This is a genomic window from Phytohabitans sp. LJ34 (assembly GCF_052068095.1).
Classification (GTDB): domain Bacteria; phylum Actinomycetota; class Actinomycetes; order Mycobacteriales; family Micromonosporaceae; genus Phytohabitans.
Genome location: NZ_JBQHDG010000034.1, coordinates 1 through 14,615, shown reverse-complemented (window position 1 = coordinate 14,615; position 14,615 = coordinate 1). Strand labels below are relative to the sequence as shown.

General features: G+C 72.2%; 14 protein-coding genes. 10 read left to right on the top strand and 4 right to left on the bottom strand.

The window, feature by feature from the left end; all coding sequences use genetic code 11:
• Positions 1 to 14: 14 nt before the first annotated feature.
• Together ACTMTJ_RS41385 and ACTMTJ_RS41380 are read right to left on the bottom strand one after the other, a co-directional pair.
• The gene (locus tag ACTMTJ_RS41385; protein ID WP_441224234.1) at positions 15 to 293 is read right to left on the bottom strand and encodes a DUF202 domain-containing protein; all 279 of its coding nucleotides are present in this window, start codon (positions 291 to 293) and stop codon (positions 15 to 17) included.
• Entirely contained in the window at positions 290 to 676 is a 387-nt protein-coding gene (locus ACTMTJ_RS41380; RefSeq protein WP_441224233.1) for a YidH family protein, read from the bottom strand. The genes ACTMTJ_RS41385 and ACTMTJ_RS41380 overlap by 4 nt, the downstream gene beginning before the upstream one ends.
• A gap of 80 nt (positions 677 to 756) precedes the next feature.
• On the opposite strand from ACTMTJ_RS41380, the gene ACTMTJ_RS41375 reads away from it, so the two are divergent.
• From ACTMTJ_RS41375 to ACTMTJ_RS41355, 5 genes are all read left to right on the top strand, one after another.
• The gene (locus tag ACTMTJ_RS41375) at positions 757 to 1,143 is read left to right on the top strand and encodes a hypothetical protein (RefSeq protein ID WP_441224287.1); all 387 of its coding nucleotides are present in this window, start codon (positions 757 to 759) and stop codon (positions 1,141 to 1,143) included.
• 62 nt (positions 1,144 to 1,205) lie between these two features.
• A complete protein-coding gene (locus tag ACTMTJ_RS41370) occupies positions 1,206 to 1,985 on the top strand; it encodes an electron transfer flavoprotein subunit beta/FixA family protein (protein WP_441224232.1) in 780 nt (259 codons plus the stop codon).
• Between the two features lie 10 nt (positions 1,986 to 1,995).
• Positions 1,996 to 2,952 carry an electron transfer flavoprotein subunit alpha/FixB family protein gene (locus tag ACTMTJ_RS41365; protein WP_441224231.1) on the top strand — a complete coding sequence of 319 codons (957 nt, stop codon included), beginning with the start codon at positions 1,996 to 1,998 and terminating at the stop codon, positions 2,950 to 2,952.
• 65 nt (positions 2,953 to 3,017) lie between these two features.
• Positions 3,018 to 4,181, top strand: a complete 1,164-nt coding sequence (locus tag ACTMTJ_RS41360) for a cysteine desulfurase family protein (RefSeq protein WP_441224230.1) — start codon at positions 3,018 to 3,020, stop codon at positions 4,179 to 4,181.
• Between the two features lie 81 nt (positions 4,182 to 4,262).
• Positions 4,263 to 4,511, top strand: coding sequence for an SCO4226 family nickel-binding protein (locus ACTMTJ_RS41355; RefSeq protein WP_441224229.1), 249 nt, complete (start codon positions 4,263 to 4,265; stop codon positions 4,509 to 4,511).
• Here the strand turns inward: ACTMTJ_RS41355 and ACTMTJ_RS41350 are convergent, their stop codons facing one another.
• Positions 4,512 to 5,435, bottom strand: a complete 924-nt coding sequence (locus ACTMTJ_RS41350; RefSeq protein ID WP_441224228.1) for a DMT family transporter — start codon at positions 5,433 to 5,435, stop codon at positions 4,512 to 4,514.
• A gap of 72 nt (positions 5,436 to 5,507) precedes the next feature.
• Between ACTMTJ_RS41350 and ACTMTJ_RS41345 the strand changes: the two genes are divergently transcribed.
• The 3 genes from ACTMTJ_RS41345 (at position 5,508) to ACTMTJ_RS41335 (ending at position 8,492) form a co-directional block, all read left to right on the top strand.
• Positions 5,508 to 6,386, top strand: a complete 879-nt coding sequence (locus ACTMTJ_RS41345; protein WP_441224227.1) for a LysR family transcriptional regulator — start codon at positions 5,508 to 5,510, stop codon at positions 6,384 to 6,386.
• Positions 6,383 to 7,462, top strand: coding sequence for a tRNA 2-thiouridine(34) synthase MnmA (gene mnmA / locus ACTMTJ_RS41340; RefSeq protein ID WP_441224226.1), 1,080 nt, complete (start codon positions 6,383 to 6,385; stop codon positions 7,460 to 7,462). Before ACTMTJ_RS41345 ends, mnmA begins: the two co-directional genes overlap by 4 nt.
• Positions 7,463 to 7,559: 97 nt before the next feature.
• Entirely contained in the window at positions 7,560 to 8,492 is a 933-nt protein-coding gene (locus tag ACTMTJ_RS41335; RefSeq protein ID WP_441224286.1) for a methionine synthase, read from the top strand.
• 55 nt (positions 8,493 to 8,547) lie between these two features.
• Here ACTMTJ_RS41335 and ACTMTJ_RS41330 read toward each other — a convergent pair whose 3' ends face one another.
• Positions 8,548 to 9,912, bottom strand: coding sequence for a TrpB-like pyridoxal phosphate-dependent enzyme (locus tag ACTMTJ_RS41330; protein ID WP_441224225.1), 1,365 nt, complete (start codon positions 9,910 to 9,912; stop codon positions 8,548 to 8,550).
• A 41-nt stretch (positions 9,913 to 9,953) separates the two neighbouring features.
• Here ACTMTJ_RS41330 and ligA point away from each other — a divergent pair, with 41 nt between their 5' ends.
• Positions 9,954 to 12,080, top strand: a complete 2,127-nt coding sequence (gene ligA, locus ACTMTJ_RS41325) for an NAD-dependent DNA ligase LigA (RefSeq protein WP_441224224.1) — start codon at positions 9,954 to 9,956, stop codon at positions 12,078 to 12,080.
• 113 nt (positions 12,081 to 12,193) lie between these two features.
• Positions 12,194 to 14,239 (top strand): putative bifunctional diguanylate cyclase/phosphodiesterase, encoded by a 2,046-nt coding sequence (locus tag ACTMTJ_RS41320; protein WP_441224223.1) that lies wholly within the window; start codon positions 12,194 to 12,196, stop codon positions 14,237 to 14,239.
• Positions 14,240 to 14,615: the final 376 nt, after the last annotated feature.

Sequence of the window (14,615 nt, the reverse complement as noted above, 5' to 3'; positions counted from 1 at the left end):
GATGGCCACCCTGGCTAACTGTCCAGCACCAGCAGCGTGCCGAGGGCCGCGTACCCGGCGGTGAACAGCGCGAAGAGGGGGAGGGCGGGGCCAGGGCCGGCGCGTCGCGACCGGTAGCGCCGGAACGCCACGGCGAAGAGCGCGGTCCAGCCGGCGAGGGCCAGCGCGACGATCAGCGGGTCACCGTGCGTGGCGGCCATCCGGGCGGCGAGGATCGCCACGCCGGCGGCGAGAAGGAGCGTACGCAACCACGCGAGCCCGGTGCGCTCGCGCGAGAGCCCGGGATCGCTCACTCGAAGGCCTGCACTAGGACGGCCACCACGAGCAGGGCGGCCCCGATGCCGACGAGGATCGCGAGCAGCGCGGGGAAGCGGGAGGCGGGCAGGTCGCGACCCAGGCGCATGGCCCGCTCGGTGCGCGCCCACCGGTCCACCGCGCGTACGGCCACGGCGCCGCCGAGCAGCAGCAGCGCGACAGCGATCACCTCGCGCAGATGGGCGATCGGCAGCGGCGGCAGGAACTGCGCGGTGGCCAGCCCGCCCGCGACAAGCGCCAGACCCGTGCGGATCCAGGCCAGGAACGTGCGCTCGTTGGCCAGCGAGAAGCGGTAGTCGGGCGTCGTGCCGACCCGGCGCACCTCCTCCGGGTCGAACCACTGCTTGATCGCGCCCAGCACGCCTCTGATTATCCCGGCGGCCACGGCCGTAACCTGTGGACGTGACCGAGCTGACCACCGAGGAAAAGTCCACGCTCAAGATGGCCGCGTTCGGCGCGGTCTACCTGGTCTCCGACGCCGACCCGGGGTTCTTCGCGATGCTCAAGGAGAGCTTCGCCGCCTCCGACGCGCTGGCCGGTGCGACCGGGCTGGTCAAGGAGGTGCTGACCACCGGGCCGCTGCCCAAGCTCCCGCGCGCGTCGACGGCCGAGGTGGAGGCGTTCGTCCTGCCCGCGCTGGAGCGGTCGGTGGCGATCCTGCGGGCCAAGGCGCCGTCCGAGGTGGACAACTACCAGGCCGCGGTGGTCGCCGCGGTCGAGCAGGCCGCCCACGCCGCGCACGGAGTCAACGCCCGCGAAGCAGACGCGTTGGCCAAGGTCAAGGCGGCGGTGGGGGTCGTGTCGGATCCCACTATTACTGGCGAGTAAGTTAGACGGTGGGTAACTTCAGTTAACGTGCGTTAACCCAAGCAGGAGGTCCTGGAAGCGCGATGAACATCGTCGTACTCGTCAAGCAGGTGCCCGACTCCAGCGCGGAGCGCTCCCTGCGTGCTGACGACAACACGGTCGACCGGGGGTCGGCGAGCAACGTCATAAACGAGATGGACGAGTACGCCATCGAGGAGGCGTTGCGGATCCAGGACGCGCACGGCGGCGAGGTAACGATCCTCACCATGGGCCCGGAGGGCGCGTCCGAGTCGATCCGCAAGGCGCTGTCGATGGGCCCGGACCGGGCGGTGCACGTGCTCGACGACGCGCTGCACGGCTCGTGCGCGCTGGCCACCTCGAAGGTGCTGGCCGCCGCGCTCGGCACGCTCAACGCCGACCTGGTGCTCTGCGGCGCCGAGTCGACCGACGGCCGGGTGCAGGTGATGCCGCACATGCTGGCCGAGCGGATGGGCATCGCGGCGCTCACCGGCGCCCGCAAGCTCACCGTCGACGGCACGTCGCTCACGATCGAGCGGCAGACCGAGGAGGGGTACGAGGTGGTGGCCGCCTCGACGCCCGCGATCGTCTCGGTGTGGGACACGATCAACGAGCCGCGCTACCCCTCGTTCAAGGGGATCATGGCGGCGAAGAAGAAGCCGGTGCAGACGCTCTCACTGGCCGACCTGGGCATCGCGACGAGCGAGGTGGGCACCGACGGCGCCACCTCGGCCGTGGTGGAGCACAGCAAGCGGCCGCCGCGTTCCGGTGGGCAGAAGATCAACGACGAGGGCGAGGGCGGCGTCAAGCTGGTCGAGTTCCTCGCCTCCGAGAAGTTCGTCTGAGGAGAGCTCAATGGCTGAGGTTCTGGTCGTCGTCGAGCACTCCGGCGGCGAGGTCAAGAAGGTCACCCTCGAGATGCTCACGCTGGCACGTGAGCTGGGCACGCCCGTGGCGGTCGTCCTCGGCGGCCCCGGTGCGGCCGCGCCGCTGGTCGACAAGCTGAGCGAGTACGGCGCCGCGAAGGTCTACGCCGGCGAGAGCTCCGACCTGGACGGTTACCTTGTCGCGCCGAAGGCCGCCGCAGTCGCCGACCTGGTGCGGTCGGTGTCGCCGGCGGCGGTGCTGCTCGGCTCCACCCAGGAGGGCAAGGAGATCGCCGGCCGGCTCGCGGTGAAGCTCGACAACGGGCTGCTCACCGACATCACCGGGCTGTCGCCGGACGGGGTGGCCTCGCAGACGGTGTTCGCCGGCTCCACGATCGTAAAGTCGCGCGTGACGCGCGGGCTGCCGCTGGTCACCGTGCGCCCCAACTCGCTGACCCCGGCGCCGGCCCCGGCCACCGCCGAGGTGGCGCCGCTGGAGGTCGCGCTCGACGACTCGGCCAAGCTCGCCCGCGTGGTCGAGCGGAAGGTCGAGCCCAAGGGCGCGCGGCCCGAGCTGACCGAGGCGTCGGTGGTCGTCTCCGGCGGCCGCGGTGTGGGCAGCGAAGACAACTTCAAGCTCGTCGAGGAGCTCGCCGACCTGCTCGGCGGGGCGGTGGGCGCGTCCCGGGCCGCGGTCGACTCGGGCTTCTACCCGCACCAGTTCCAGGTGGGGCAGACGGGCAAGACGGTGTCCCCGCAGCTGTACGTGGCGCTGGGCATCTCCGGTGCCATCCAGCACCGCGCGGGCATGCAGACCTCGAAGACGATCGTGGCGGTCAACAAGGACGCCGAGGCGCCGATCTTCGAGCTGGCCGACTTCGGCGTGGTGGGCGACCTGTTCAAGGTGGTGCCGCAGGCGGCCGAGGAGATCCGCAAGCGTAAATAGGACGTGCGTACGTCACACGCCGGGCCGGGGCTAGTCCCCGGCCCGGCGCATTAGGCTGATATGCGATGGCCTACATGGATCACGCCGCGACCACGCCGATGCTCAGCGAGGCGATCGAGGCATATGTCGCCGCCGCCCGCGACGTAGGAAACGCTTCGTCGCTGCACGCGCCGGGGCGGCGGGCCCGCCGCACGGTCGAGGAGTCGCGCGAGCGGATCGCCGCCGCGCTCGGCGCCCGCCCGTCGGAGGTGATCTTCACGGGCAGCGGCACGGAGAGCGACAACCTCGCGGTCAAGGGCATCCACTGGGCCCGCCGCGACGCCGCCGCCGGTCGTAACAGGGTGGTCGCCAGCGCCGTCGAGCACCACGCCGTGCTCGACTCGGTGCGCTGGCTGGAGGAGCACGAAGGCGCCGACGTCACCTGGCTCCCGGTCGACGCACAGGGGCGTGTGCCGGTCGAGGCGCTCCACTCCGTGCTGGAGGAGGCCGGCGACCAGGTGACGGTCGTCACCGCCATGTGGGCCAACAACGAGGTGGGCACCCTCCAGCCGGTGGCCGCGCTCGCCGCGCTGGCCGCCGAGGCCGGCGTGCCGTTTCACACCGACGCGGTGCAGGCCGCCGGCCAGGTGCCGGTCGACTTCGCCGCGAGCGGGGCGGCGGCGCTCACCATCAGCGGCCACAAGCTGGGCGGCCCCACCGGCGTCGGCGCGCTGCTGCTCGGCCGCGACGTCGCGTGCACGCCGCTGCTGCACGGCGGCGGCCAGGAGCGCGACGTGCGTTCCGGCACGCTCGACGTGCCCGCCATCGCCGCCTTCGCCGTCGCGGTCGAGGCCGCGGTCAAGACCCAGCAGGAGACCGCGGGCAAGCTCAGCGTCCTCCGCGACGACCTGGTTTCCCGGGTACGGCACGCGGTGCCCGACGTCGTCTACAACGGCGACCCGACCGAGCGCCTCCCCGGCAACGCGCACTTGTCGTTCCCGGGCTGCGAGGGCGATGCGCTGCTGCTCCTGCTCGACGCGCAGGACATCGCCTGCTCGACCGGTTCGGCCTGCTCCGCGGGGGTGGCCCAGCCGTCGCACGTGCTGCTCGCGATGGGCGCCGACGACGACCGGGCACGGTCCTCGCTGCGGTTCACACTCGGCCACACCTCGACCCGCGCCGACGTGGACGCGCTGGTCGCCGCCCTCCCCGGCGCCGTGGAGCGGGCCCGGCGGGCCGCCGCGCGCTGAGGCCCGTTCGCCAAACCTGGCGTCACGAGATCATGCCTGCGCCTACGCTCAGGGTGACGTCTATCACAGGAGGGCGGACTGATGGCCAAGTTCATGGACGTCCACCGGGGCATGGTCGGCATCACGCCGGACCAGCTCCACGAGGCGCACGAGGCCGACCTGCGGATCCAGGACCAGGAAGGGGTCCGCTTCGAACACGCCTGGGCCGACCCGGAGTCCGGCGTCGTCTACTGCCTGTCGGAGGCGCCGGACAAGGCCTCCGTGCAGCGGATCCACGAGCGTGCCGGGCACCCGGCCGACGAGATCCACCCGGTGCCGCTGGAGGTCTGATCACCGCGTAGCGGCGGGTGCGGCCACGGCCTGCTCGGGCGCGGCCTTCACGGGTGCCGCCGGCGGCTTGCCGACGATCAGGTAGACGCCGGCCAGCACCGCGGCCATGCCGCCCACCAGGCCGGGAGTGACCGGCTCGTCCAGGAACGCGGCGCCCCACAGCACACCGAAGACCGGGGCGAGCAGCGTCACCGTCACGGCGGCGACCGGGCCGACCCGCGCGAGCAGGCGAAACCACAGCACGAACGCCAGCCCGGTGCAGACCAGCCCGAGCGCCGCCACCGCCGCCAGCGCCTCGGCCGTGGGCGGGTGCGCGGTGCCGGCGACCGTGACCGGGCCGGCGAGTAGCACCGCGGCGCCGATCTGCTGGCCGGCGGCGAGCACGTACGGCGGGGTGCCGCCCAGCCGGCGCGAGGTCCAGACGCTGCCCACCGCGTACGAGAGGGAGGCGACCAGGCAGGCGCCGGTGGCGGCCAGCGTGCCGGCGTCGAGCGGGAGCGTGCCGAGCCCGACCGCGGCGGCGACCCCGGCCAGGCCGACCGCGCCGCCGATCAGGCGCCGGGCGCTGGCCGCCTGCCCCAGCCAGATGCGGGCCACCACGATGCCCCAGATCGGTGTGGTGGCGTTGAGCACGGCGGCCAGCGAGGCGGGCAGGCGCAGCTCGGCCGCGGCGAAGAGCGTGAACGGGAGCGCCGCCAGCAGGAAACCGACCACCAGCAGGTCGCGGTAGCGCCCGCGCAGCTCGGCGGCCAGGCGCTGGCGGGTCACCGCGATCAGCACCAGCGGCACCAGCGCGCCGAGCGCCACCCGGCCGGCGGAGACCGGCAGCGGGCCGAGGACCGGGGAGGCGACCCGGATGAACAGAAACGAGGCGCCGAACACGGCGGCGACCGACAGCAGGATCGCCAGGTCCTTGCGAGACATGCCTTCAGGGGTACGCTGTGGTGCATCCACAAGTCAAACTCATGTGACTCATAGCCAGCATGAGGAGTCTGCATGCACCTCGCCCAGCTGCGCGCCCTTGTCGCGGTGGCCGACCGGGGCGGCTTCACCCGGGCGGCGGTCGACCTGGGGCTGACCCAGTCGGCCGTCTCGCACGCCGTCGCCGCGCTGGAGCGCGAGCTCGGCCAGCGCCTCGTCGACCGCGACCGGGTGGGCGCGGTGCTCACCGCCGTGGGCAAGGCGGTGGTCGACGACGCGCGCGAGGCGGTGCGGGCGGCCGACCGGGTCGCCGAGCGGGCCGCCGCCAGCGCCGGCGAGCTGGTCGGCGAGCTGCGGCTGGGCGGCATGCCGAGCACCAACCTCGCCGTGCTCCCCGCTCTCCAGCGCCGCTTCGCCAAGCGCCATCCCGCGGCGCGCGTGTCGCTGCTGGAGGGCACCGACGACGAGATGGTCGACTGGCTGGAGCGCGGGCTCGTCGACCTGAGCTGCGTGGTCGTCGGCCTCGGCACGGTCGAGGGGCCGGTGCTGGCGGAGGACGAGTTCGTCGTGCTGCTGCACCCCGAGCATCCGCTGGCCGGCGAGGCGAGCGTGCACGTCGAGGAGCTTGTCGACGACGCCTTCGTCACCAGCAAGAGCGGATGCCAGCCGGTGGTCGAGTCGATCTTCGCGAGCCATGGGCTGCCATTTCGCTCCGCGCACCGGGTCACCCAGCTCAGCACGATCGTGACGATGGTCCGCGCCGGCATGGGCGTGTCGATGCTGCCCTCGCTCATGCTCGAGGGCGACCCGCCGGGCGTCGTGGCGATCCCGCTCCGCCCCCGCGCGCCCCGCGTCGTGCGCATCGGTCACCGCCCCGGCGGCCGCCCCTCCGCCCTCGCCAAGGCCTTCCTCGACTTCGTGGAAGAAGAGGGTCCGGTTACGGTTGTCGGGTGAGAGTCCTGGCCGCGATGTCCGGTGGGGTCGACTCGGCGGTGGCCGCCGCGCGGGCGGCCGAGGCCGGGCACGACGTCACCGGTGTACACCTGGCGCTGGCGCGCAACCCGCAGACCTACCGCTCCGGCGCCCGCGGGTGCTGCACGCTGGAAGACGCCCGCGACGCCCGCCGGGCCGCCGACGTGATCGGCATCCCCTTCTACGTGTGGGACATGGCCGACCGCTTCCACGAAGACGTGGTGGACGACTTCGTGGCCGAGTACGCGGCGGGCCGTACCCCCAATCCCTGCCTGCGCTGCAACGAAAAGATCAAGTTTGCCGCGGTGCTCGACCGGGCGGTGGCCCTCGGTTTCGACGCGGTGGTGACCGGCCACCACGCGCGTCTCGGGGCGGACGGCCTGCTGCGGCGGAGCGTCGACCTGGCCAAGGACCAGTCGTACGTGCTGGCCGTGCTCCGCCGTGACCAGCTCGACCGGTCGATGTTCCCGCTCGGCGACTCGACCAAGGCGCAGGTGCGCGCGGAGGCGGCCGAGCGCGGGCTGGCGGTGGCCGACAAGCCGGATTCGCACGACATCTGCTTCATCGCCGACGGCGACACCCGCCGCTTCCTCGCCGACCGGCTCGGTGAGACGCCCGGCGACATCGTCGACGCGCGCACCGGCGCGGTGCTCGGCGCGCACAGCGGGGCGTACGCGTACACGGTGGGGCAGCGCCGCGGCCTCGCCCTCCAGGAGCCGGCGGCCGACGGGCGGCCGCGCTACGTCCTCTCGATCACGCCGGTCACCAACACCGTGACCGTCGGCCCGGCCGACATGCTCGACGTCTCGGAGGTGGCCGCCGACCGTCCGGTGTGGACGGGCGGTCCGGCGCCGGACGGGCCGATCGAGTGCGAGGTGCAGCTGCGCGCGCACGGCGAGGTCGTGCCGGCGACGGTGGAGCTGGCCGGCGGCCGCATGCTCGCCTCGCTGCGGCGCCCGGCGCGGGGAGTGGCGGCCGGGCAGGCGCTCGTCGCGTACCGTCCCGACCCGGCCGGCGACGTGGTCCTTGGTTCGGCGACGATTGGCAGCCGTGACTGACATTCCTGGCCCGCTCGCTCACCGCGATCGTGGGCAAGCACCGTCCGCGCACGCTCGCGCCGGCGGTTACCCCTGGCCGCGCGGATCCGCGACGGGCATCGGCTCGCTGCCCGGCACCGACATCACCGAGGCGCAGAAGACCGTGCTCGGCGAGCTGCCCGACCTCCCACACCTGCCCGAGCTGCCGGCCCGCGGTCCGGGCGCGGACATCATCGGGCGGAGCGCCGCGTTCCTCGTGGAGCTGCCCGTCGAGCTGTACGCGGCCCGCTGGCGAGTGGCCGCCCGCCCGGGTCGCGACCGCCGACGCGCCCTCGACCTGCTCGAACGCGACCTCGACCAGATGGCCGAGCAGGCGGCGGAGTTCGACGGGACGTTCAAGGTGCAGGCGGCCGGGCCGCTCACCCTCGCCGCCAACATCGACCTCGCGCTCGGCGGCCGCATCCTGCGCGACCACGGTGCGGTACGCGACGTGAGCGAGTCGCTGGCCGACGGCTTGCGCGCGCACGTGGCCGACGTCCGCCGCCGGCTGCCGGCCGCCACCGTGCTGCTCCAGCTCGACGAGCCGTCGCTGCCGGACGCACTGGCCGGCCGGATCGCGACGGACAGCGGGCTGCACACGTACCGCTCGATCGAGCCGTCGACCGCCGGCTCACTGCTCCGCACGGTGGTCGAGGCGGCCGGTGCGCCGGTCGTCCTGCACTGCTGCGCCCCGGCCGTGCCCCTCGACGTGGTGCGGGCGAGCGGAGCGGCGGCCGTCGCGCTGGACGTGTCCCTTGTGGACAAGCTCGACCCGCTCGGCGAGGCGATCGACGCCGGGCTGGGCCTCTTCGCCGGGTCCGCCCAGACCACGTCGGCCGCTGTCGCCGACCAGGTGCGCGGCGTGTGGCGGCAGCTCGGCTTTCCCGAGCAGCGCCTGCCCGACCAGGTCGTGGTCACCCCGGCCTGCGGCCTCGCCGGCTCGTCACCGGCGGAGGCCCGCCGCGCGCTGACCGCCGTCCGCGAGGCCGCCCAACGCCTCCAAGAGGTCTGACCAGAGCGGATCGTGGTATGTGGCTGTATCCAGGGCCACAGCCAGGTACCACGATCTAGGCGGGCACCTTGGGCAGGGCGGCGACTGACGTCGCCACCTCGGTCTCGGAGAGCTCGTGGTCGACGAGGTCGCCGGCCAGGTACGCGCCGTAGGCGGCCAGGTCGAGGTGGCCGTGGCCGCAGAGCGCGGTCAGGATCACCTTCTCCTCGCCGGTCTCCTTGCAGCGCAGCGCCTCCTCGACGCAGGCCGCCAGCGCGTGCGTGGGCTCGGGGGCCGGCACGATGCCCTCGGTGCGGGCGAATCTTACGCCCGCCTCGAAGCATTCCCGCTGGGTCTTCGACACCGCCTCGATCAGGCCCAGCTCGTACACGTGCGAGATGAGCGGCGACATACCGTGGTAGCGCAGGCCGCCGGCGTGGATCGGGTCGGGGATGAAGTCGTGGCCGAGCGTGTGCATCTTCATCAGCGGGGTCATGCCGGCGGTGTCGCCGAAGTCGTACGCGTATACGCCCTTGGTCAGCGACGGGCAGCTCGCCGGCTCGACGGCGCGGATCGTGACGTCCATGCGGCCGGCCAGCTTCTCGCGCAGGAAGGGAAACGCGAGGCCGCCGAAGTTGGAGCCGCCGCCGGTGCAGCCGACGATCACGTCGGGTGTGAGGCCTACCTTGGCGAACTGGGCGATCGCCTCCTCACCGATCACGGTCTGGTGCAGCAGAACGTGGTTGAGCACGCTGCCCAGCGCGTAGTTGGTGTCCGGGTGCTGGGCGGCGACCTCGACCGCCTCGGAGATCGCGATGCCGAGCGAGCCGGGCGAGTCGGGGTGCGCGGCCAGCACCGCGCGGCCGGCCGCGGTCAGGTCCGAAGGGGACGGGTGGATCACGCCGCCGAACAGCTCAATCATGATCTTCCGGTACGGCTTCTGGTCGTACGAGGCGCGTACCTGCCACACCTCACAGTCCAGCCCGTACTGCGAGCAGGCGAACGCGAGCGCGGTGCCCCACTGGCCGGCGCCGGTCTCGGTGGTGAGGCGGCGGATGCCGGCGGCCGCGTTGTAGTACGCCTGCGGCACCGCCGTGTTGGGCTTGTGCGAGCCGGCGGGCGAGACGCCCTCGTACTTGTAGAAGATCTTGGCGGGGGTGCCGAGCGCCTTCTCCAGCCGGTGCGCGCGGTAGAGGGGTGACGGGCGCCAGAGCTTGTAGACGTCGAGCACGTCGGCGGGGATGTCCACGTACCGCTCGGTGGCCACCTCCTGGAGGATCAGGTCCATCGGGAAGAGCGGCGCGAGGTCGTCCGGACCGACCGGCTGGAGCGTGCCGGGGTGCAGGACCGGCGGCGGGGGGCTCGGCAGGTCGGCGAGCACGTTGTACCAGCGACGAGGCAGCTCCGACTCGTCGAGCAAGATCTTGGTCGGCTCACTCATGGTGAGTCACGTTAGTCGTACCCAGCGGTTACGGTGCAGAGGTGTCTGAGGAAGTCATCCCGCAGCAGGTCACCCCGGAGCAGGTCGCGGCGGCGGGCAAAGAGCCGCCGGCCGATGTCCGCGAGCGCCACGCCGCGCTCGCCGCCGAGCTCTCCGACCATCAGTACCGGTATTACGTGCTCGACGCGCCGACCATCTCGGACGCCGACTTCGACCGGATGCTGCGCGAGCTGGAGGCGATCGAGGAGGAGTTTCCCGCGCTCCGCACCCCCGACTCGCCGACCCAGCGCGTGGGTGGCACGTTCTCGACGCAGTTCACGCCGGTCGAGCACGCCGAGCGGATGATGTCGCTGGACAACTCGTTCGACGACGACGAGCTCTCCGCCTGGGCCGAGCGGGTCGAGCGGGACGCCGGCGGGCCGGTGCCCTACCTGTGCGAGCTCAAGGTCGACGGGCTTGCGATCAATTTGACGTACGAGAAGGGCCGCCTCGTGCGCGCCGCCACCCGCGGCGACGGGCGCACCGGCGAAGACGTCACGCCCAACGTGCGCACCATTCGCGACGTGCCCGAGCGGCTGGCCGGCGACGGCGTGCCCGAGCTCGTCGAGGTGCGCGGCGAGGTCTACTTCCCGGTCTCCGCCTTCGGCGACCTCAACGCGAGCCTTGTGGAGCAGGGCAAGGCGCCGTTCGCCAACCCGCGCAACGCGGCCGCCGGCAGCCTCCGCCAGAAGGATCCCCGGATCACCGCGTCCCGCGGCCTCCGCATGGTCGTGCACGGCATCGGCGCGCGGCGCGGGTTCCAGCCGACCGCGCAGAGCACCGCCTACGAGGTGATGAAGGGCTGGGGCCTGCCGGTCAGCGAGCGCTGGCAGGTCAAGCCGGACATGGATGGGGTACGCGAATACATCGCGTACTACCGCGAGCACCGCCACGACGTCGAGCACGAGATCGACGGGGTGGTCGTCAAGGTCGACCCGGTGGGCATCCAGGGTCGGCTCGGCTCGACGAGCCGGGCGCCGCGCTGGGCGATCGCGTTCAAGTACCCGCCCGAGGAGGTCAACACCAAGCTCCTCGACATCCGGGTCAACGTGGGTCGCACCGGCCGCGTCACGCCGTACGCGGTGCTGGAGCCGGTGCGGGTGGCCGGCTCGACGGTTGCGCTGGCCACCCTCCACAATGCCCGCGAGGTCGAGCGCAAGGGCGTGCTGATCGGCGACACAGTCGTGCTCCGCAAGGCCGGCGACGTGATCCCCGAGGTGCTGGGGCCGGTCATGGAGCTGCGGCCCGACGACGCTCGTGCGTTCGAGATGCCGGAGCGGTGCCCCGAGTGCGATTCGCCGCTGGCGCCGGCCAAAGAGGGCGACATCGACATCCGCTGCCCCAACAACCGTTCCTGTCCGGCGCAGCTGCGCGAGCGGGTGTTCCACCTGGCCGGGCGCGGCGCGTTCGACATCGAGGTGCTGGGCTACAAGGCGGCGGTGGCGCTGCTGGAGTCCGGCATCATCCACGACGAGGGCGACCTCTTCGGGCTGACCGCCGACGACCTCCAGCGCTCCGACTTCTTCGTCAACAAGGACGGCTCGCTCGGCAGCAATGCGGTCAAGCTGCTGGAAAACCTCGAAGAGGCGAAGGAGCGGCCGCTCTGGCGGGTGCTCGTCGCCCTCTCGATCCGGCACGTGGGCCCGACCGCCGCGCAGGCGTTGGCCCGTCACTTCCGCTCGATGGACGCGGTGGAGAAGGCGGCGCAGGAGGAGCTGTCCGGGGTCGAGGGCGTGGGGCCGACGATCGCCGAGAGCCTGCGCGAGTGGTTCACGGTCGACTGGCACCGTGAGGTGGTCGACAAGTGGCGGCGGGCCGGTGTGCGCATGGTGGAGGAGCAGGTCGACGAGGGCCCGCGCCCGCTCGAAGGGCTCACGGTCGTGGTGACCGGCACGCTTTCGACGTACTCGCGCGACCGGGCCACCGAAGAGATCGCCACGCGCGGCGGCAAAGTGAGCGGTTCCGTATCGAAGAAGACCGATTTCGTCGTTGTCGGCGACAATCCAGGCTCAAAGTACGACAAGGCGGTATCGCTGAAGGTGCCGGTGCTCGACGAGGCCGGTTTCGATGTGTTGCTCGAGCGGGGGCCGGAGGCGGCACGAGAAATAGCGCAACAACCTGCCGAATAGGACGCGCCTGGATCTCAAATCAGTCACGCTGATGGGGAAAGGTCCCTGCCAGGTACGCTCCCACACCTATCGTGGTGGACGGCCATGGACAGGCGCGTCGGCGGGAGGAGTGCATGGAGGCCGCAGCGTCGCGGAACTCCGTTCCCCCTGAACGGGCTCGCCCATTTTTCTCATTCGTATTGGCGGTCATCACGGTGGCCGCCCTTCTGTGTGCGGCGCCGCTCGCCCGCCTGCCGGAGCAGTTGCCCGACCTTCCGGCCGCGTTCTGGGTGATGGCGGGACTCGCCGTGCTCGTCGACTCGCGGCCCTTCACTCCACCGGGGCGGCGGCAGAGCTCGGCGGTCTTCCCGTCCATCTGCTTCACGTTCGCCATCATGCTGGGCTGGGGCCTCGCGCCGGCGGTGGCGGTGCAGGCCGCGGCGGTCGTGGTGTCCTCGTGGCGCATGCGCCACGTGTGGTGGCGGGCCGCTTTCAACATCGCGCAGTACGCGCTCGCCCTCACCGCCGCGTACGGGGTGAGCCGCTTTGCCGACCTCACCCGCATCGGGTGGGGCGACGTGCTCGTGGTGGGGGCGGCAGCGGCGGCCTGGTTCGCGGTCAAGTACAGCACGGTCACCGTCGCGGTGCGCCTGCTCTTCGGCGGCCGATGGTGGGCGATGTTCCGCCAGGGGCTGGCCTTCGAGCTGCTCTCGATCGGCGCGTTGCTGCTGCTCAGCCCGGTGCTGCTGGCCGCCGCGGAGGCGAGCGCGGCGCTGATCCCGCTGGTCGTGGTGCCGCTCTACGCCGTCTACCGGATGGCCCGCCTCTCCGCCGAGCAGGAGCACCTCTCCCGCGTCGACCCGCTCACCGGCCTGGCCAACCGCAAGGGCCTGCTCGGCGAGGTGGCCGACCAGCTGCCCGCACATGCCGAGCGGGGCGCCAAGGGCGCGGCCGAGCGCCACCTGGCGCTGCTGGTGCTCGACCTCGACAGGTTCAAGCACGTCAACGACGCGCTCGGCCACGCGGTCGGCGACCGGCTGCTGGTCGAGGTGGGCAGCCGCCTCATCGGCGCCGTACGCCCCGGTGACGTCGTCGCCCGCCTCGGCGGTGACGAGTTCGCGATCCTGGCACCCTGCCTGAACAGCGTCGACGAGGCGCGCGACCTGGCCACCCGGGTGGTGGGCGCGCTCGCCAAGCCGGTCGCGCTCGACGGCCTGCCACTCGACGTCTCCGGCTCGATGGGCATCGCGGTCTACCCCGCCCACGGCGAAGACTTCGCCACGCTGCTGCGGCACGCCGACGTGGCGATGTACGACGCGAAGCACCGGGGCGACACCATCACCGTGTACGCGCCCGAGTCCGACCACAACTCCCCGGAACGCCTCAGCCTGCTGGCCGACCTGCGCCGCGCGCTGGAGCACCCCGGCGACCGCCAGATCAACATGTACTACCAGCCGCAGATCGCGATCGACACCGGCGAGGTGGTCGGCGTCGAAGCCCTGCTGCGGTGGCGCCACCCGCGGCACGGCATGGTCGACCCGGAGGAGCTGATCCGGGTCGCCGAGCAGAGCGCGGTGATGCGCCTGCTCACCCGCCGGGTCGTCGACGACGTGGTCGAGCAGGTCGCCAAGTGGACCGCCGCCGGCCTCAACCTGCGCGCCGCGCTCAACGTCAGCGTCCGCGACCTCCACGACGGCGAGATCGCCGACCAGATCGCCGAGCGCCTCACCCGCTACGCCCTCCCCGCCGACCGCCTCCAGCTGGAGATCACCGAGGGCGCCCTGATGGCCGACCCCAGGCGCGTCCTCGCCACCATCGCCCGCCTGGACAAGATCGGCGTAGCGATCGCCCTCGACGACTTCGGCACCGGCTACTCGTCCATGCAACACCTGCGCCGCCTGCCGCTGGCCGAGGTCAAGGTCGACCGCTCGTTCGTCCTGGGCATGGCCACCGACGCCGACGACGCCGCGATCGTCCGCTCGGTGATCGAGCTGGCCGGCGCGCTCGGCCTCCGCGTGGTCGCCGAAGGCGTCGAAGACGAACGCACATGGCGCCTCCTTCACTCGGCGGGCTGCCACGTCGCGCAGGGCTGGTTTTACGCCCGCCCGATGCCCGCGGACGAGCTCGTCGCGTGGCTCTCCCGCTACCGCGCCATCAGCCCCAACGGCCCGGCCGCCTGAATTTTCGAGCTACCCCGGGTCGGCGGCCAGGGGTCGGTGAGGTTTCCGCGGTTCCCTTTGCTCTGCTCCCCTATAGCAGGCGGCCACAATGCACGGTCAATCCGAGACAGGAATTTTCCCAGGTCCGCGTCAGCTGCGGACCGTATGCTCCCGCGGGCACCGCTCCCGGCCGGCGGCTCGCGGGGCGAGCCGAAACCCCCGGCCGTCCACTGCCAGCTCCGCGGGACAAGCCCCCACCACCGCCAGCATCCTGACACAGCGTCACCAGCTGCGGTGTCGGGCTTTGGATCTAGAACGCTTAGGGTTGAAATAGCGCCCTAACTCTCCAAGATCTCGCACCGGACACCGTTCACGCCACCGCGGCGGTTACTCGCGG